Raw genomic sequence first — 17,977 nt, 5'->3', positions numbered from 1 at the left:
GAGGGTTCTCAAAGGGATGCCGGATTCAGCGTGTCAACACGGATTGCAGCCAGGCTTCCGCCCCTTGACTGGTCTTGCCCGTGGTGGAGTTAAAGCTGGCGTTATTCGCAAAACCGCGCGCAGTGATCAGGTAGCCCTGCAGCTTGGTCGTTGTGTTGTCTATCTTCTGAATCAGACACAGAGGTGCTGTGGTCAATGCAGCTGCATCGTCATCGACAGTCCCACCTGAATTTTTGGTGGAGTAGGCGGCTGGAACGGCAATCGCGCTGTCGCCCTTCCAACTATCAGCCGAACGCCAGGCGGCACTGGTGTCGAGCTCGGAGGCAACGGTTGGCACAGCAATGATCTTGGTCCTTAGGCCGCTGGTACCGAACTCGCTGTAATCTTTGCCATCGCCATCGAACATGGCTATCTGCTCGCAAAAGCGCAACGCGGTCTCGGCCGCCTCTCGGGCCACCTCGGCGGATCGAACGCCGTTGATGCTGCGCTCGCTCTGTGTGGCATTGCGAATGGCAAAAGTTCCCAGCAGAGACAGGATGACAATCAGTATCAGACTGACAACCAGCACCACGCCGCGCTCGCCCCGAGCTCGGCCGCTTCGCCATACGGGAGTAATGAGGAGATTGGAAGTCATTGAACAATCAACCGATTTCTCAGAAGCACTGTTGTCGTATAGGTTCTGCGCAAATACCCGTCGGTGGCAGTGGCATCGGCATTGTTGCAGTCCTTGTAGGTAAAGCCGCCATCAGGAGCATCACGCACAGGCTGTTCGCTACGCATTACCAGACACACTCGTACGCTGAGTACCCGGCCCCAGCGATCCAGGGTTTCATCGGGGAACACTCCAGTCGTGGGCAATGCATCAATGGATGTCGCATCCAGATAGCTCACAATCTGATGGCGCATGGCATCGTAGGCAGCAGCCAGTTCGCGGCTGGGCCTGCTGGCGACACCATAGAGGATTTGCATGCGCTCCACATTCGCCAAGAGGGGCTCCAGGCCACCTACAGCACCTGAGCCCTCCGCTCCTCTGCAGGAAAGCGCTGGCTGATTGCTGGAAATCGACACCAGGTATCGGTTATCAGCCAGTGCGTAATTGCCAGGAGGTGGGGCAGGAGCCGGAGCCGCCTGTGAAGCTGTAACAGCATTGATGCCATTGCCTATGCAGTTGGTGGGTAAGCCGGTGCTGGTGGGAACTGTGTTGTCAGCTGTCGCCTCGTAGCGAATAGCAATCGCCGAGCCGTTGCCGCCACTGCTATTGCAGCTCAGGCTGTCAAAGGCAAGGCTTGCATCGGCAAAGCCATTGTCACAACCGCGCACCGCCAAGCCTGCGTAGTTACCCATCACAGTCGCTCCATTGCTTGGGATAACTTGGCTGGAGTAACCGGCCTGTTTGATCTGCTGCTGAATCAGGTTCAACGCAAGGATCCCATCCTCATTCAGCTGCGTTTCCATCTGAGAAACCTGGCTGCTTCGACTGGAGCTGACGTATACCGCCATGCCCGCAGCGAGGATGACCAAACCCAATACCAGCGCGATCATCAACTCGATCAACGTAAAGCCTCGGCTCAATTGCACGGAGGCCGATCCGCGAGAAAATTTCATCCGTTTCATAGCGTGATCCGGAAATACATGCAGTTGACGGATGCATCTGCAGGAATATTGGCACCGCTGGGACATGTCTGTGCCAACGCAAAACCCGCGCTTTCTAGGATTCCTGTCCACATGAGCCAGATGTTGAGAACACGGCCGGCCGGCACGCCGCTGACTCCAGCAGGCACGTCAGTCAGTTCGGTTGTCACATAAGCGGTCCCACCAGGCAGTCGATTGGCCACATTCGTCAACCACTGCGATTGGTCGTAGGCCGCAATCGCACTGCCACAGGTATTGATAGGCGTCTCAGGAACAGAGGTATCCACAATACAAGCAGAGGGAGCCGGCGTGGGATCGGAAGTGGCCGTAGAACGCGTGCTGGGATCGTACCCCGAGGTATATGCGTAGTCGGCAAATCCAGCCAGATTGGAGCGCGCACGCTCCGCATAGTCATTGACAAGGCTCAAGCCCGTGGCGCGCATGCGAGAGAACTGGTTGTACTTGATGGCAGATGAGGTCAGCCCCGCCATGCCTAACAAGGCAACCGCTAGCACAACCATGGAGATGAGGACCTCAATAAGGGTGGCTCCGCGATGTGAACGTCGAATATGCATGAGTATTAGTCGAGCCGTTAGTTGCAATCGCTGTTATCCGCCACGTAGCGAATGCGACCGGCTTTGGAAATACAAAAGGCCTTGCGCGCCCAAGGAGTCTTGCTGGCGGAGACATAGCCAGAGGCATCGACATTCACTCCATTGGCCGATGACAGATTCGTCAAACCGTTGGGGTAAAAGACGAACTTGCCCCCGTTCTTGAGCGTGATGTCCGCGATACCTGTCAGCGCTTCCTGGCGAAGCAGCAATTCGTCGCCATTACTTTCCGAAAAGGTCAGACCGCTGTTGCCGTCGTTGTTGGCGAACACAATCCAACCGCTGGCGTAAGCATCTGTTCCCGTATTGCTCTTGCAGCTTGTCGATGAATTCGAGGGAACGCTACATATAACAACGACCCGCCCTCTGGCAATGGCCTCGGTACGCGCCAGACGCAGCGACCCCGTCAAAGCATTGACAGCATTGGACACCCGCCACTGTCCGATAAATCGAGCCATGGATGGCGCTGCCAAACCCATCAGAACGGCCAAAACGGCAATAGTGACCAACAACTCAATGAGCGTCAGACCCCTCATGTGCCTTCGGGCAGAAGAATTGTTTTGTTTCAAGAGATACATTGCCTTCCAGAATGGCCATAGCTTCGCCTCCCCTCCCCTGTTCTGGCAAGTCCACCCATCCGCGTATGTCCTCCGCTCGTCGGAATCCTGATAATGCAGCCGACTCTTCTCGCGTCTTATGACCACTCATCCGACTTCACACCCAATTCAACCAGCTCAATCGCCCTGGATGGGACTTGCGCTGGAGCAAGCCGCCACATCCATATTCCGCACATCGCCCAATCCGCGGGTGGGCTGTGTTCTCGTCTCAGCCAACGGCGCACTATTGGGGCAAGGTGCAACCCAGCAGGCCGGCGGCCCGCATGCCGAGGTCATGGCGCTGCGCGATGCGGCGGCCCGGGGCAATGATGTGCACGGCGCCACGGCCTACGTGACGCTGGAGCCCTGTTCCCACCATGGACGCACGGGCCCCTGCTGCGATGCGCTGATCGCCGCCGGCATCGGCAAGGTGGTGGGCTCCTTGACGGACCCCAATCCGCAGGTGGCCGGCCAGGGCTTTGCGCGGCTGCGGGCGGCGGGCGTGCAGGTGGAGGTCGGCCCCGGCGCCGCCGCATCGCGCGAGCTCAACATCGGTTTTTTCAGCCGCATGGTGCGCGGCACGCCGTGGGTCCGGATGAAGGCTGCCAGCTCGCTGGACGGCGTGACGGCCCTGCACAACGGCCGCAGCCAGTGGATCACTTCGCCCGAGGCGCGTGCCGACGGCCATGCCTGGCGCGCGCGCGCCTGCACGGTACTGACCGGCATAGGCACGGTGCTGCAGGACAACCCGCGCCTGAACGTGCGCGAGGTGGAAACGCCGCGCCAGCCTCGCGTGGCCGTGGTCGACAGCCAGCTCGAGACGCCGCCTGACGCTCATGTTTTGAAAGCACCCAGCGGTTGCCTGATCTACACTTGCAGCACGAATCAATCCAGAATCGAGCAATTGCAGGCGCGAGGTGCTACGGTTATTCATATGCCCAATGCGCAGGGCAAGGTGGATCTGGCCGCCATGCTGCGGGATCTGGCGGCCCGCGGCACCAACGAGCTGCATGTGGAGGCGGGCTTCAAGCTCAACGGCTCATTGATCCGCGAAGGGCTGGTGGACGAATTCCTGCTGTATCTGGCGCCCAAGCTGCTGGGCACGGCCGGCATGGGCATCGCCAACTTCGGCCCGCTGGACGAGCTGTCCCAGGCGCTGGCGCTGCAGTGGCAGGGCGTGCAGCCGATCGGGCCGGATCTGCGCGTGATCGCACGCGTGCAGGGCCGCGCCGATTTCTGAACCTGCGCCCGCCCTTGCACCTCCAGGCGGCCGGCGGCCCCCAACCTTTGATCCGGTAGCCGCTGCCGTCTGACATTTGCGCTGACCGTCTTGCACTACAACTGCGGCATGCAATTTTCACCTACGGCCTTTCAGTCCCGGCGTTCAACGGATTCGGCGGTGCGGCGCCATGGCCGCATCCGCGGGCTTTTGCTGCGGGCCTGGGTTCTGCCGCTGGTGGTCGCGGCGCCGCTGCTCACGGGCTGCGCGGCGGCGCTGCCCAAGAATGTGGAGCGCCCCGTCTCCACGGCCTATGCCACGCCGCAAGACACCGCGCTGGGCCAGATGGTCGACAAGGCGCGGCCGGCCGCGGCCAAGCCCACGGCGTCGGCCTTTTCGCTGCTGGCCGGCCCGCAAAACGCCTATAGCAGCCGCCTGAGCCTGGTGGAAAACGCCCAGAAAACACTGGATCTGCAGTACTACGCCATCCATGCCGACGAAAGCACGGCCCGGCTGCTGCGCGGCATCGTGCAGGCCGCCAGGCGCGGCGTGCGGGTGCGCGTGCTGCTGGACGATTTTCACAGCACCGGGCCCGATGCCCAGGTCATGCGGCTGGCCTTCGTGCCCAACATCGAGATGCGCATGTTCAATCCGCTGGCGGGCTCGCGCGCTTCCACCATCGGCCGCGCCTGGACCATTCTGACGGACTTCCAGCGCGCCCAGCAGCGCATGCACAACAAGCTGTTCGTGGCCGACAACGTGATGGCCGTGATGGGCGGCCGTAATCTCGGCGATGCCTATTTCGACGCGGCCCAGGACAGCAACTTCGTGGATCTCGACGTGCTGGTGGCCGGCCCTGTGGTCAAGGCGCTGTCCAGCAGCTTCGACAGCTACTGGAACAATGTGCGCGCCTACCCCGTGCAGTCGCTGATCAGCCTGCAGGAGCTGCGCCAGCTCAAGGCCCGCTTCGATGCCGAGGATGCCAGTGCCGCCAGCACGGCTGCCGCAGGCGCACGGCGCACGCCCGGCAACGCGGCAATCTGGGATGAAAAGCCCATGGACCTGGGCCAGGTGCCATGGGTCTGGGCCCAGTCCGCGGTGCTGGCGGACCGCCCGACCAAGATTCCCGGCGACAGCGAGGAGTTCCACACGGAAGACCGCGGCGATGCGCCAGCCGATGCCGGCGCCGGCCACAACGCCGGCACGCTGCAGCTCAACCACCCGCCGGCCGCCTGGCGCCATGCCGCTGCACCCGTGCTGCAGGCCGATTCGGTGGTGGACGGACTGCTGGCGCTGGTGCGCTCGGCCCGCAAGGATTTGCTGGTCGTCTCGCCCTACTTCGTGCCCGGGCCGGAGATCATGGCCGCCTTTCGCGCCGCGCGCGACCGCGGCGTGCGCGTGCGCGTGCTGACCAATTCGCTGGCCTCCAACGACGCGCCGCTGGCCCATGCAGGCTATGCGCGCCACCGCAAGGCCCTGCTGGAGATGGGCGTGCAGCTGTACGAGCTGCGCAGCGAGCCCGCCACCATGCGCTCGGCGCTGCGCTCGGGCACCGGCGGCTCCAGCGGCGGCAGCAACGGCGGCTCCACCGGCATCTCGCGCGCCATGCTGCATTCCAAGCTGCTGGTGATCGACGGGCGCCTGGTGGTCGTCGGCTCCATGAACCTGGACATGCGCTCGCAGCTGCAGAACACCGAGATCGCGCTGCTCATCGCCAGCCGCGCCTTCAGCCAGCAGGCCACGGACAGCATCGAGGAGGGGCTGCCCGAGAACAGCTGGCAGGTGGAAATCGACCCGCAGGGCCGGCTCGTCTGGCGCGCGCCGCAGGACAGCGGCCTGGAGGATGCCTACACCGAGCCCGATGCCAGCCTGGGCCTGCGCCTCATGCTCAAGCTGCTGGGTCCGCTGGCGCCGGACAGTCTGCTGTAGCAGGGCTTTCCGGCCACGCCCATTCGCAAGCCAGGTCGCGCTGCGGCAATGCCGCCACCCAGGCACTGATGGCACGCTGGTCGGTCTGGGTGCGGACCTCCTGGTAAGCAGCCTCGGCCTCGGCGAAGCGCCGGCGCATCAGATTCAGCCACTGCTTGAGCCGCCCGGCCCGCTGGCGCGGCTCCAGGTCCTCGCAGACCATCTGCCAGAAACGCTGCACCTGCGGCACCAGCTGCGGCCAGCCTATGGCGGCGTCCTGCGGGGCAGCGCCGCCGCCCTGCCGTGCCACGGCCGCGCGGATGGCCAGCGCCAGCCCGGGGTCGGCCACGATGCCGCGCCCCAGCATCAAATCGTCGCAGCCCGAAACCTCGCGGCAGCGCAGTGCATCCTGCACGGTCCAGATCTCGCCGTTGGCCACCACGGGCACGGAAACCGCCTCGCGGATGCGCGGAATCTCCTCCCAGTAGGCGGGCGGCCGGTAACCGTCGAGCTTGGTGCGCGCATGGATCACGATCTCGCAGGCCCCGCCGTCCTCCATGGCCCGGGCGCATTCGATCATCTTCAAGCGGTCGTTGAAGCCCAGGCGCATCTTGGCCGACACCGGCAGCTGCGCCGGCACGGCCTGGCGCACCGCCGCCACCACGCGTGCGATCTGGTCCGGATCCTGCAGCAGCGAGGCGCCGCCGCCATGGCGGTTCACCACCTTGGCCGGACAGCCGAAGTTCAGGTCGATGCCTTCGGGCCCCAGCCGCGCCAGGTTGGCCGCGTTGTCGGCCATGCTGGCCGGGTCCGAACCCAGCAGCTGGGCGCGCACCGGCACGCCGGCCAGCGTGCGGCTGCCGTTGCGCAGCTCGGGCATGGTGCGCAGATACACCTTGTCCGGCAGCAGCGAGCCCGTGATGCGAATGAACTCGGACACGCAGCGGTCGGCGCCGCCCACGCGGGTCAGCACGTCGCGCAGCACGAAGTCAAGCAGCCCTTCCATGGGCGCAAGCAGCAATTTCATTTCTTCACCAGTGGCTCACCTGCGGTGGGCACTTTCCATTTCAATCATCAAAAAAGCCTCAAGCGCTTTGCTGGCAAGCGCATCCAGCTATCTTCTACATAGCAGCCGCAACCGCGCCGTTTGCGTTGGCGCAAATTGTGCGCGATGCCGCGCTCCTGGCCGGCCGATAAGGCGCAGATTCACACCGCTGTCATGGTTGTGGCTTGCAATAGCGCTTTCCGCCACCGCTTCCAACGCCACCACCACGCCGCCCGCCGGGCGGCGGCCCTTTCCATGCTGCTGCAGAAAACCGCCAAAGCCCATGAAGAACTCCAGCCCGGCAAGCGCCAGTTGCCGCTGCGCGAGCGCTCCGTGCTGCTGATGGCCGGCGGCAAGACAGTGGCGCAGCTGCGGCAGTTGCTGGGCCAGGAACATGCGGGCCTCGTCCAGGACTTGATCGCCCGCGGCTATCTGCAGGCACAACCGGCCACCCCGGGCGCATCGCCGCGCCCCACGGACCAGGCAACCCACCCCATGCAAGCGGCCGCGGCCGCAGCTGCACCCCACCGGCAGACGCCCCCTCTGGCGGGCACACGCATGTACCTGTTCGACCTGTGCGAGCGCATGTTCGCCAACCGCCACGAGAGCCTGGCGCAGGAGCTGCGCGCCCGGCTGCGCGAAGCGCGCGATCTGCCGGCGCTGCGCAGCGCCGGCCTGGCATTGCTGGATGCCGTGCAGCAGCATGCGGGAGAGGAACGCGCCGCCTTTGTACGCGAGCAGCTCGCGGGCCTGCTTGGGCCCACCCCGGAAACCGAACCGGAAGCCGTGCCGGGCTAGCGGGCCGCTAGCGCACGCCCAGCCGCCACAGCGAGGTCACCTCGGCCGCGCGTGCGTCATGCAGGGCATCGCCGCCATCGTGCGCCTTGCCGTGGCGCGGGCGTATGTCCTCGCGCCCCAACACCTGCAGTCCGGCTTCGTCCATCCACGCCAGCAGGTTTTCGCGCGTGCGCAGCTTCAGGTGTTCGGCCAGGTCGGAAATGATGAGCCAGCCTTCGCCGCCCGGCAGCAGGTGGCCGGCCAGCCCTTGCAGAAAGCCGCGCAGCATGCGGCTGTCTTCGTCATAGATGGCCTGGTCCAGCAGGGATGCGGCCTTGCCCGGCAGCCAGGGCGGATTGCAGACGATGAGCCCGCACCGGCCTTCGGGAAACAGATCGGTGCGCAGCAGCTCGGCCCGGCGCTCCAGCCCCAGGCGCTGCAGATTGTCCCGGGCGCACGCCAGCGCCCGCTCGCTCATGTCCGTAGCCACTATTCTTCGCACGCCGCGCCTTGCCAGCAGCGCCGAGATCACGCCCGTGCCGGTGCCGATATCCCAGGCCTCGGCCATGCCGGCCGCGGGCAGCGGCGCGCGGGCCACCAGATCCAGGTATTCGCCGCGCACGGGCGAGAACACGCCGTAATGCGCATGGATGCGTGCCGTGGCGCCGGCATGGGTCCCCAGGGCGGGAATCTCCACGCCTTTCTTGCGCCATTCGTGCGAGCCCACGGCACCCAGCAATTCGCGCAGCGGAACCACAGCCCCCTGACCCGCGCCGGGCAAACTGCCCCAGGCTTGCTCGCAGGCCTGGCGCCAGTCGGGCGCGCGGCGCAGCGCGCAATGCCACTGCGCATCGAACTCGATCAGAATGCCCGAAAGCACGCGCGCACGCTGTGCCTGCGCCTGGCGGTGCAGATGGAAGGCGTGGGGAAAGTCGACGGGAGAAGCCGCGGAAGCGGGGGATTTGCCACGGGACTTCCTGTCCAGCCGGCGGCCCAGGGCCAGCATCAGCTGGCGCGCATTGTGGAAGTCGCCGCGCCATACCAGCGCGGTGCCCTCACAGATCAGGCGGTAGGCCTGATCGGCAGGCATGCTGTCGTCGGCGGCCTGCACTTTTGCGGGCATGGCCGTGGCGCTTTCGCTGCGCCACCAGGCCTGGTGCGGCAGGCCTTGTTCCTGCCACTGCAGCAAGGTCCAGGCCGGTACGGATGAAGACTCTGTATTCACGGCAAACTTTGCTGCGAACGCCACCGGGTGGCGCGGTTAGTTGAGAGGACGCTTGAGGCGGACTTCTTCGATCTTGATGCTGCCGATGACGGCGGTCTTGGCCGTGGACATTTCACGCTTGAAGCCGGCCATTTCATGGAAGCGCAGCGCGCGCTCGTTGCGCAGCGGCACCCAGGCGGTCACGTTGGTGCAGCCTTCTTCCAGCAGGCCGTCGCGGGCCGCATCCCACAGCGCCACGCCGACGCCCTGGTTCCAATGGGTGGGCGCAGCATAGATGGCCCAGATCTCGCCAGTGGTCTGGCGGGACTTTTCATCGCGCGAGCGGTCGAAGCCGACAAAGCCCACGATCTTGTCGCCATCGATGGCCACCTGGACCTGGGGCTCGCAATATTCAATGGCTTCGCGCCAGTATGCCTGGCGCTTTTCAACCGACGACATCGATTTCAATTGATCGTCGGGAACCAATCCTCGGTAAGCCTCCAGTGCGGAAGCAGTATGGATTTGGGCAATCGCTTTTGCATCGCGAAGAGTGGCGGGACGAACCTGGATACTAGACATGGAAAAAACGAAACGAAATCATGTGAGAATGTAGAGGGCGCAATTGTCTACAAATTCCGTTTCTTGGCACACAGGCTGCGGGTTAGCCATGCGCGCAAGTACGGCTGTGCGCAATTTCTTGCCCTGCGGTTTTGGATGTGCTATGCGCTCCCCAAAGCAGAGCAGCTGGCACGCATGCAGCAATGGTTTCCACGCCATTTGCATACAAATGTCAAATCCCGGCGAATATCCCTAGCCCTGGAGGGTGCCGCAAAAGAAAAGCCTTGACGCGTGGCGCCAAGGCAACCCCTGTTTCCGACCTCCGGGCATGCGCCCCGGACTCAGAGCCAGCGCCGGATCCACTCCATCATCCGGTCGAACCGCGCGCCATAGGGCGGATACATCAGCGACGTGGCCGACCAGCGCGACTGCACGAACACGGCCTTCTGGTGGGTGAAGCGCAGAAAGCCCTGCTCCGCGTGGTAGGCCCCCCAGCCGCTTTCACCCACGCCGCCGAAGGGCAGGTTCTCGTGCGCCACGTGCAGCAGCGTGTCGTTCACGCAGACGCCGCCGCTGACCGTACGCGAGAGCACGGCATCGCGCACGCGCTCGTCCTGGCCGAACCAGTACAGCGCCAGGGGCCGGGGGCTGGCGTTGATGGCCTTGATCACATCGTCCATGCGCTCATAGGAGATCACGGGCAGGATGGGGCCGAAGATCTCCTCCTGCATGAGCTGCATTTCGCCCGTGGCGCCGAACACCAGTGCCGGCGCCATCTGGCGCTCCACCGAGTCGCCCCAGGCCATGGCCTGGGTTTCGGCGCCTTCGTCCGGCTGCGCCGCCGCACCCTCCTGCATCCAGTGCACCTGCGCGCCCAGCCCCTGGGCCTGGCGCAGCATCTGCTTGAGCCGTGCCAGATGGCGCTTGGTGAGAATGGAGGTGTAGTCGGGGTTGCCCGAGATGCGCGGATACAGCTTGCGCACGGCCTCCATGAAGGCATCGGCAAACTCCGCCTCGCGCCCGCGCGGCAGCAGGACGAAGTCGGGGGCGATGCAGGTCTGGCCGGCATTGACCAGCTTGCCGTGGGCGATCTTGAGCGCCACCTCCCTCAGATTGCAGTCGGCCGCCACGATGCAAGGGGATTTGCCGCCCAGCTCCAGCGTGGTCGGCGTCAGGTGCGCCGCCGCCGCCTGCGCCACGCGCCGCCCCACGGACGTGGAACCCGTGAACAGCAGGTGGTCGAACTGCAGGCCCGAAAACTGCGTGGCCACGCCCACGTCGCCCTCGATCACGCAGAATTCCTCGGGCGCGAAGAACTGGGAAACCAGGGAGGCCAGCTGCGACGAGGTATGGGGCGTCAGCTCGCTGGGCTTGAGCATGACGCGGTTGCCCGCCGCCAGCGCGGTGATCGCAGGCGCCAGAGCCAGCTGCACCGGGTAGTTCCACGGCGAGATGATGCCCACCACGCCCAGCGGCTGGCGCTCGATCCAGGCCTTGCCCGGCTGCAGCATCAGCGGCGTGCGCACGCGCTGGCGCCCGGACCAGCGCGCCAGGTTGCGCAGCGTGTGCTTGAGCTGCTGGCGCAGCAGCAGCAGGTCCAGCAGCTCGGTCACGCGCGCCGAGCGCATGCCGAAGTCGGCCTGCACGGCCGCGGCCAGGGCCGGGCCGTTCTCGTCCAGCATCTTTTGCAATCGCAGCAGGCGCTCGCGCCGCACCAGCAAGGGAACATCCACCTGCGCACGGCTGGCCTGGTATTGAAGGTCGAAGATGCGATGCAAGTCCATGGAGCTCAAGCTTGTCGTTGTGATTGCGGCAGCGGGAAGGCGCAAGATGTCGCCGTACGGCTGGAGGGGCTATACCTTAACGCCAGAAAAAACAGGGCCTGGCGCTTATGGCGCAGGCCCTTGTTACGGTTTGCGTGATGCACGCCCGCAGCCCCCGGCAAGGGCGGCAGGCCGCATGTCCGTCGGCGTCAGGACTCGTGCACCTCGCGGGGCTGCACGTCGGTCACGTCGCCGGCACCGGGCAGGATGCCGCGGCGCGTGCGCGCTTCGCGCTCGGCACGGCCGGACGCCGCATCCGCAGCACCGGACGACTGCGCCATCCACTCGGCGCCCGAACGGTAGACCGTCTGCCAGCCCGCGAACGGGCTCATCGGCCCCATGCGCACGCCCCAGGGCGAAACAGGCTGGCCCGTGAGCTTGGCCCACAGCGCCCGCACGGCCCACAGCAGCGCAAACGCGCTGGCCACGGCCAGCAGGCAGACAAAGAACACCAGACCCACCAGCATCAGCATGATGCGGATGGCCCAGCGGGTAGCGGTGGTGGCGAAATCGTTCAAAACATACCTTTCACGGCCTGTGCCGGACGGGGGGCGCAATGCCCGCCCTGGCGATGCACCGCCGGTGCATCGCCGCCGGCACAGGCTCTATCGGAAGTCCGATCCTCAGGCAGAGCCTGCGGATTCGAACCGGAAGACCCCGGGATGGTTCACCGGGTCCGCTTGTACCCAGATGGTACTCTTGGGCGGGAATTTCCCTTCAAGCAACAGTTTGGACAGCGGGTTTTCTATGCGCTGCTGGATCGCCCGCTTGAGGGGGCGGGCACCGAACACCGGATCGAAACCCACCTTGGCCAGCTCGGCCAGCGCCTGGTCGGGCACCTGCAGCGACAGCTCCATCTTCTCGAGCCGGTGCTCGAGCAGCTTGAGCTGGATCCGCGCAATCGCCTCGATGTTCCGGGCATCCAGCGCGTGGAAGACCACGGTTTCGTCGATACGGTTGAGGAATTCGGGTCGGAAATGGTTTTTTAGTTCCCCCCAGACCGCTTCCTTCACCTCTTCCGCATCCTGGCCCACCATGGCCTGTATCAAATGCGAACCGATGTTGCTGGTCATCACGATCACGGTGTTCTTGAAATCCACCGTGCGGCCCTGGCCATCGGTCAGGCGGCCGTCGTCCAGCACCTGCAGCAGCACGTTGAACACGTCCGGGTGGGCTTTCTCCACCTCGTCCAGCAGCAGCACGCTATAGGGCTTGCGGCGTACGGCCTCCGTCAGATAGCCGCCCTCCTCGTAGCCCACATAGCCCGGGGGCGCGCCGATGAGGCGGGCTACCGAATGCTTTTCCATGAACTCGCTCATGTCGATGCGCACCAGGTGGTCTTCGCTGTCGAAGAGGAAGCCCGCCAGCGCCTTGCACAGCTCGGTCTTGCCCACGCCCGTGGGGCCCAGGAACAGGAAGGAGCCTGTGGGCCGGTTGGGATCGGCCAGGCCCGAGCGCGAACGGCGGATGGCGTTGGCCACGGCACTGATGGCCTCGTCCTGGCCCACCACGCGCTCGTGCAGCTTGTCCTCCATGTGCAGCAGCTTGTCCTTTTCGCCCTGCATCATCTTGGCCACGGGAATGCCGGTCGCGCGGCTGACCACCTCGGCAATTTCCTCGGCGCCCACCTGGGTGCGCAGCAGCCGGTTGGCCGTGACGCCGCCCTGGCCCTCTTCCTTGGCCTGGGCTTCATGCAGCTGCTTTTCCAGTCCGGGCAGCTTGCCGTACTGCAGCTCGGCCACGCGGTTGAAATCGCCCTTGCGCTTGTATTCGTCGATCTGGAAGCGGATCTGGTCGATCTCCTTGCGGATCTGCTCGGAGCCCTGGGCGCTGGCCTTCTCGGCCTTCCAGATCTCCTCGAGGTCGGCGTACTCGCGCTCCAGGCTCTGCAGCTCCACGTCGATCAGCGCCAGGCGCTTTTGCGAAGCCTCGTCCTTTTCCTTCTTCATGGCCTCGCGCTCGATCTTGAGCTGGATCATGCGGCGCTCGAGCCTGTCCATCTCCTCGGGCTTGGAGTCGATCTCGATCTTGATCTTGGCCGCCGCCTCGTCGATCAGGTCGATGGCCTTGTCGGGCAGGAAGCGGTCGGTGATGTAGCGGTGCGACAGCTCGGCCGCGGCCACGATGGCCGGGTCGGTGATGTCCACGCCGTGGTGGGCTTCGTACTTGACCTGCAGGCCGCGCAGGATGGCGATGGTGTCCTCCACCGAGGGCTCGTCCACGATCACCTTCTGGAAGCGGCGCTCCAGCGCCGCATCCTTTTCGATGTACTTGCGGTATTCGTCCAACGTGGTGGCGCCGATGCAGTGCAGCTCGCCGCGCGCCAGGGCCGGTTTCAGCATGTTGCCCGCATCCATGGCGCCGTCGGCCTTGCCGGCGCCGACCATGGTGTGGATCTCGTCGATGAACAGGATGATGCGGCCTTCTTCCTGCGCCACTTCCTTGAGCACGGACTTGAGGCGCTCCTCGAAATCGCCGCGGTACTTGGCACCGGCCAGCAGGCCGGCCATGTCCAGCGACAGCACGCGCTTGTTCTGCAGGCTCTCGGGCACTTCGCCGGCCACGATGCGCTGGGCCAGGCCTTCGACGATGGCCGTCTTGCCCACGCCGGGCTCGCCGATCAGCACGGGGTTGTTCTTGCTGCGGCGCTGCAGCACCTGGATGGCGCGGCGGATCTCGTCGTCGCGGCCGATCACGGGGTCGAGCTTGCCGCTGCGGGCCCGCTCGGTCAGGTCCAGCGTGTACTTCTTGAGCGCCTCGCGCTGGCCTTCGGCTTCGGGGCTGTCCATGCGCTGGCCGCCGCGCACGGCGTCGATCGCGGCCTCCAAGCTGGAGCGGCTCACGCCGCTTTGCTTGAGCAGCACGCCGGCGCGCGTGGCCGAGCCCGCGGCATCGGCCAGCGCCAGCAGGAACAGCTCGCTGGCAATGAACTGGTCGCCGCGCTTGAGGGCTTCCTTTTCGGTGGCCTGCAGCAGGCGGGCCAGTTCGGAGCCCACCTGCACATCGCCCTGCTGCTGCACGCGCGGCAGGTCCTTCAGGGCTTTTTCGGCCTCGAACTGCAGCTGCTGCACATTGCAGCCCGCACGCTGCAGCAGCGAACGCGGGCCCTCGTCCTGGCGCAGCATGGCAACCAGCAGGTGCAGGGGGTCGATGGTGGATTGGTCGGCACCGAGCGCGAGGGACTGCGCATCGGACAGGGCTTCCTGGAATTTGGTGGTCAGTTTGTCAATTCGCATGGTGTAAGGCTTTCACTCCGTATCAGAGTCACTGAGATTCATCTGATAGCCGAAAGGGGATTTTCAAGACACGGCGATGCCGCCAGGCCGCACAAAAACCCTGCATGCCTTCACCGTTTGAGCCAGGTCAAACAGCGCGGCACGGCGCCAGCCACGCGCAAACATCGCGTTCAAGCATCACGCCGGCGCTGCGCGAATTGCGTAGGAGTAAGCCCAAAATGCTGGCGAAAGCTGCGCAGCAGGTGGCTCGGGCTGGAAAAGCCCGATTGCCGCGCCACCTGTGCCAGGGTGGGCTGGCGCACGCCGGCCTGCAGCAACTGGCGGGCCCGCTGCAGCCGGCGCTGCAGCACCCATTCGTGGACGGTGCAGCCCATGCTGCGGTGGAACATGCGGGCAAAGTGGTATTCCGACAGGCTGGCCACCTGCGCCAGCGCCGCCAGGCTCAGTGCCTTGCTGTCGGCCAGATGGGCCTCCACGTATTCCAGCACCCGGCGCCGCGCGGGCGAGGACAGGCCGCCCAGCGGCTTTTCCAGGGCCCTGCGCCGCTGCGGCGTGGCCGCCTGCAGCACCAGCCGGTCCAGCACCTGCTGGCTCAGGGCATCGGCCTGCAGCAGGCCTTCGTCGCTGCCCCAGTCCAGCCGGGAAAGCGCCTGTGCCCACTGGTGGTAGCAGGCGTCCTCGGCATAGATCCGCGGCGCCAGCGTATGGCTGCGCGGTTCGGCATCGAGCAGGCGCACCACGCGGTCGGCCCAGGCGATGTCCGAAACATACAGGTGCAGGAACTGCACGGGCTCCCGCACCAGCCAGTACGACTCATGTTCGGACGGAAAGACGCAAAAGCGCCCTGCGGCGCCCCGGGCATCGTCGCGTCCCTTGAGCTGCGAGCCCTGGCCGCCGGCCAGATAGACCGACAGCGTGTGGTGGCCCTGGCGGCTGTAGTGCACCTCGTCGTCGCGATTGGCCCAGACGGCCAGCTCCAGCGCCTGGCCCAGCATGGCGCTGCGCTGCAGCTGCGCGCGCGACTGCCCCAGCACGCGGCGCAGATGCTGCGTGTTCCGGGGCGGATTCTGGTCGGAGGCGGCCGGCAAAGTCATGCCGCGCATTGTGGCCCCTGGCGCCACGGTGCGGCCCGCCTGCGCTGCCGCCCCGGCACAAAAGCGCAGGAATATGCAATGCCCCCGCGCCTGCCGGCCGCATCATGCAAGGCAGTTTTTTTGATACGGCGGGATCTGGGCCTGCCTCCTGTTTGCCATGACGATGCCCTTGTATGCCCTGGTCGTCCTGATCTGGGGTTCGACCTGGATTGCCCTGAAGATGCAGCTGGGCGCAGTGCCCGTGGAGCTGTCCATTGCCTACCGCTTCGGCCTGGCGGCCCTGGTGCTGTTTGCCTGGCTACTGCTGACGCGCCAGTGGCGCGTGCCGCGCGGTGCGGCCGTGCCCCGCGTGCTGGGCCAGGGGCTGTGCCTGTTCAGCCTGAACTTCGTCTGCTTCATGCATGCCAGCGAGACCCTGGCCAGCGGCCTGGCCGCCGTGGTGTTCTCCAGCGCCAGCATCTGGAATGCGCTGCTCGCGCGCCTCCTCTACGGGCGCCGGCTGGCGCCCCATGTGCTGGCCGGCAGCGTGCTGGGCCTGGCAGGCCTGGCCGTGCTGTTCTGGCCCGAGCTGCAGCAAGGTAGGCACGCAAGCTGGCAGGGGCTGGCCTGGGCGCTGGGCGGCACACTGTGCTTTTCCTGCGGCAACATGCTCTCGGCCTCGCTGCAGGCCCTGGGCTACAGGCCGCTGCACACCAATGCCTGGGGCATGCTGGCCGGCACGCTGCTGCTGGCCGCCTATGCACTGGCGGCCGGCCTGCCCTGGACTTTCGATGCCAGCTGGCGCTATGGGGGCGCACTGGTCTATCTGGCCGTTCCGGGCTCGGTGATCGCCTTTACCGCCTATCTCACGCTGGTGGGGCGGCTGGGACCCGAGAAGGCCGCCTATGCCACGGTGCTGTTTCCCATCGTGGCGCTCAATATTTCGGCCGTGGCCGAAGGCTACGAGTGGACGCCGCCGGGCGTGCTGGGCCTGCTGCTGGCGATGGCCGGCAATGTGCTGGTGTTCAGGCCGCCGCGCTGGCTGCAGACGGCTGGTTTGCAAAAAGCATAGCTGTCCTCGCGCATCGGTATTTGGCTTCCAACAGCTTCATATCCGAAGCCCAATGAATAACAGCGCTGCCAGCTATCAATTCATAGAGTTACTTCCAGCGCGCCAGCGCGTGTTCGTCGCTCACGCGCGCGTCCACCCAGCGCGCGCCTTGCTCCGTCTGCTCCTTTTTCCAGAACGGCGCCAGGGACTTGAGATAGTCCATGATGTATTCGCAGGCCTCAAATGATTTGCCGCGGTGCGCGCTGGTCACGGCCACGAGCACGATCTGGTCCATGGGCTGCAGCAGGCCGATGCGGTGGATGACGCGCGCGCCGTAGATGCCGAAGCGCTGCACGGCTTCGTCGATGATGGCCTCGATGGATTTTTCGGTCATGCCCGGGTAGTGCTCCAGCTCCATGCTGGAGACGGCATCGCCCTCGTTGCGGTCGCGCACCGTGCCCACGAAGCTGCAGACGGCGCCCACGCGCGCATCGCCCGCGCGCAAGGCGGCAATCTCGGCCGAGAGGTCGAAGTCCTGGGTCTGGATGGAAACACGCGAGGCAGTCATGCCCGCATTGTCGCAGGCCTGCATGGACACATGGGCCGCATTAGCATTGCGCCATGGCCACACAAACCATCAATTTGCCGGAGTACACGCTGTACCCCTCGCCGCGCAACGAGCACCGGATGATTTTCGAATTCCAGCTCTTTGTGCCCTACCCCTATGAGCTGATCCACCTGCCCGACTACAACTTCAAGGGCAGGGCCACGCTGTTCGCCGCGCACCGCAAGCATGACAACAAGTCGGGCCAGCTCATCACCTGCGAGCTGGCCGAGGACCTGGCTCGCTTCGAGCGCCTGTTCGAGCCCAGCTGAGGAGCCGCGCGATGGACGACACCAGCCAGATCCAGCCCCCGCCCAGCTTTGCCGAGCTGTTCCGCACCCGCAGCGGCAAGCTGTCCGCGCCCATCGGCGAGGTGGTGGCCCGCTACGAGCTGTGCGAAGACCTGGCCTGCCATCTCGTGGAGCAGGCTCAGACCCTGTACCACTCGGGCAACTCCTCCGAGGAGCAGGTGCTGCTGGGCATGCATGCCGGCCTGGCCGCTCAAGGCTCGGTGGTCAGCCCGACCGAGGCCGGCTGGATCGTGCAGCGCCTGGCCGAGCTGCTGGAGTGGCGTGCGCCGCAATTGCCGGCCATCGACCCGCAATAAGATTCAGATCAGCCTCAAACGCTTACTCATAAA

18 protein-coding genes are annotated in these 17,977 nt (G+C 65.4%); 6 read left to right on the top strand and 12 right to left on the bottom strand.

What is annotated here, in order from left to right:
* Positions 1-25 precede the first annotated feature (25 nt).
* From V8Z74_RS20545 to V8Z74_RS20530, 4 genes are read right to left on the bottom strand one after another with little or no spacing between them, the layout of a single operon-like run.
* Positions 26-634 carry a PilX N-terminal domain-containing pilus assembly protein gene (locus V8Z74_RS20545; protein WP_349710946.1) on the bottom strand — a complete coding sequence of 203 codons (609 nt, stop codon included), beginning with the start codon at positions 632-634 and terminating at the stop codon, positions 26-28.
* On the bottom strand, positions 631-1,614 hold the full coding sequence (locus V8Z74_RS20540; protein WP_349710945.1) for a PilW family protein: 984 nt from the start codon (positions 1,612-1,614) through the stop codon (positions 631-633). The genes V8Z74_RS20545 and V8Z74_RS20540 overlap by 4 nt, the downstream gene beginning before the upstream one ends.
* A complete protein-coding gene (pilV, locus tag V8Z74_RS20535) occupies positions 1,611-2,207 on the bottom strand; it encodes a type IV pilus modification protein PilV (protein WP_349710944.1) in 597 nt (198 codons plus the stop codon). The genes V8Z74_RS20540 and pilV overlap by 4 nt, the downstream gene beginning before the upstream one ends.
* 17 nt (positions 2,208-2,224) lie before the next feature.
* On the bottom strand, positions 2,225-2,812 hold the full coding sequence (locus tag V8Z74_RS20530; RefSeq protein ID WP_349710943.1) for a GspH/FimT family pseudopilin: 588 nt from the start codon (positions 2,810-2,812) through the stop codon (positions 2,225-2,227).
* A 178-nt stretch (positions 2,813-2,990) separates the two neighbouring features.
* Between V8Z74_RS20530 and ribD the strand changes: the two genes are divergently transcribed.
* Positions 2,991-4,079, top strand: coding sequence for a bifunctional diaminohydroxyphosphoribosylaminopyrimidine deaminase/5-amino-6-(5-phosphoribosylamino)uracil reductase RibD (ribD, locus tag V8Z74_RS20525; RefSeq protein WP_349710942.1), 1,089 nt, complete (start codon positions 2,991-2,993; stop codon positions 4,077-4,079).
* 108 nt (positions 4,080-4,187) lie between these two features.
* A complete protein-coding gene (locus tag V8Z74_RS20520) occupies positions 4,188-5,987 on the top strand; it encodes a phospholipase D-like domain-containing protein (protein ID WP_349710941.1) in 1,800 nt (599 codons plus the stop codon).
* Here the strand turns inward: V8Z74_RS20520 and V8Z74_RS20515 are convergent.
* Positions 5,947-6,993, bottom strand: a complete 1,047-nt coding sequence (locus V8Z74_RS20515; protein ID WP_349710940.1) for a tRNA dihydrouridine synthase — start codon at positions 6,991-6,993, stop codon at positions 5,947-5,949. The two genes, V8Z74_RS20520 and V8Z74_RS20515, sit on opposite strands and share 41 nt — an antisense overlap.
* 273 nt (positions 6,994-7,266) lie before the next feature.
* Here V8Z74_RS20515 and V8Z74_RS20510 point away from each other — a divergent pair, with 273 nt between their 5' ends.
* Positions 7,267-7,809 carry a hypothetical protein gene (locus tag V8Z74_RS20510; RefSeq protein WP_349710939.1) on the top strand — a complete coding sequence of 181 codons (543 nt, stop codon included), beginning with the start codon at positions 7,267-7,269 and terminating at the stop codon, positions 7,807-7,809.
* 7 nt (positions 7,810-7,816) lie between these two features.
* Here V8Z74_RS20510 and V8Z74_RS20505 read toward each other — a convergent pair whose 3' ends face one another.
* The 6 genes from V8Z74_RS20505 to V8Z74_RS20480 all read right to left on the bottom strand — a co-directional run bounded on the left by V8Z74_RS20505 (position 7,817) and on the right by V8Z74_RS20480 (position 15,703).
* Positions 7,817-8,977: a methyltransferase gene (locus V8Z74_RS20505; RefSeq protein ID WP_349710968.1), complete on the bottom strand. Its 1,161-nt coding sequence runs from the start codon at positions 8,975-8,977 to the stop codon at positions 7,817-7,819.
* Between the two features lie 72 nt (positions 8,978-9,049).
* On the bottom strand, positions 9,050-9,571 hold the full coding sequence (locus tag V8Z74_RS20500) for a GNAT family N-acetyltransferase (protein ID WP_083526499.1): 522 nt from the start codon (positions 9,569-9,571) through the stop codon (positions 9,050-9,052).
* A gap of 320 nt (positions 9,572-9,891) precedes the next feature.
* On the bottom strand, positions 9,892-11,343 hold the full coding sequence (locus V8Z74_RS20495; protein ID WP_349710938.1) for a coniferyl aldehyde dehydrogenase: 1,452 nt from the start codon (positions 11,341-11,343) through the stop codon (positions 9,892-9,894).
* Positions 11,344-11,522: 179 nt separating this feature from the next.
* Positions 11,523-11,891, bottom strand: a complete 369-nt coding sequence (locus V8Z74_RS20490) for a hypothetical protein (RefSeq protein ID WP_066472465.1) — start codon at positions 11,889-11,891, stop codon at positions 11,523-11,525.
* Between the two features lie 105 nt (positions 11,892-11,996).
* Entirely contained in the window at positions 11,997-14,609 is a 2,613-nt protein-coding gene (gene clpB / locus V8Z74_RS20485) for an ATP-dependent chaperone ClpB (RefSeq protein WP_066472467.1), read from the bottom strand.
* A gap of 170 nt (positions 14,610-14,779) precedes the next feature.
* Entirely contained in the window at positions 14,780-15,703 is a 924-nt protein-coding gene (locus V8Z74_RS20480; protein WP_349710937.1) for a helix-turn-helix domain-containing protein, read from the bottom strand.
* Positions 15,704-15,860: 157 nt separating this feature from the next.
* On the opposite strand from V8Z74_RS20480, the gene V8Z74_RS20475 reads away from it, so the two are divergent.
* The gene (locus V8Z74_RS20475) at positions 15,861-16,754 is read left to right on the top strand and encodes a DMT family transporter (RefSeq protein WP_349710936.1); all 894 of its coding nucleotides are present in this window, start codon (positions 15,861-15,863) and stop codon (positions 16,752-16,754) included.
* 88 nt (positions 16,755-16,842) lie between these two features.
* Here the strand turns inward: V8Z74_RS20475 and V8Z74_RS20470 are convergent, their stop codons facing one another.
* A complete protein-coding gene (locus V8Z74_RS20470) occupies positions 16,843-17,301 on the bottom strand; it encodes a molybdenum cofactor biosynthesis protein MoaE (protein ID WP_066473926.1) in 459 nt (152 codons plus the stop codon).
* Between the two features lie 53 nt (positions 17,302-17,354).
* Between V8Z74_RS20470 and V8Z74_RS20465 the strand changes: the two genes are divergently transcribed.
* Positions 17,355-17,609 carry a hypothetical protein gene (locus V8Z74_RS20465; RefSeq protein WP_066472471.1) on the top strand — a complete coding sequence of 85 codons (255 nt, stop codon included), beginning with the start codon at positions 17,355-17,357 and terminating at the stop codon, positions 17,607-17,609.
* An 11-nt stretch (positions 17,610-17,620) separates the two neighbouring features.
* Positions 17,621-17,944 carry a hypothetical protein gene (locus V8Z74_RS20460; protein ID WP_349710935.1) on the top strand — a complete coding sequence of 108 codons (324 nt, stop codon included), beginning with the start codon at positions 17,621-17,623 and terminating at the stop codon, positions 17,942-17,944.
* Positions 17,945-17,977 lie beyond the last annotated feature (33 nt).

Origin of the sequence: Comamonas sp. w2-DMI (genome assembly GCF_040187735.1) — a bacterium.
Taxonomy (GTDB): domain Bacteria; phylum Pseudomonadota; class Gammaproteobacteria; order Burkholderiales; family Burkholderiaceae_C; genus Comamonas; species Comamonas terrae.
This window is presented reverse-complemented; position numbering and strand designations above follow the sequence as displayed.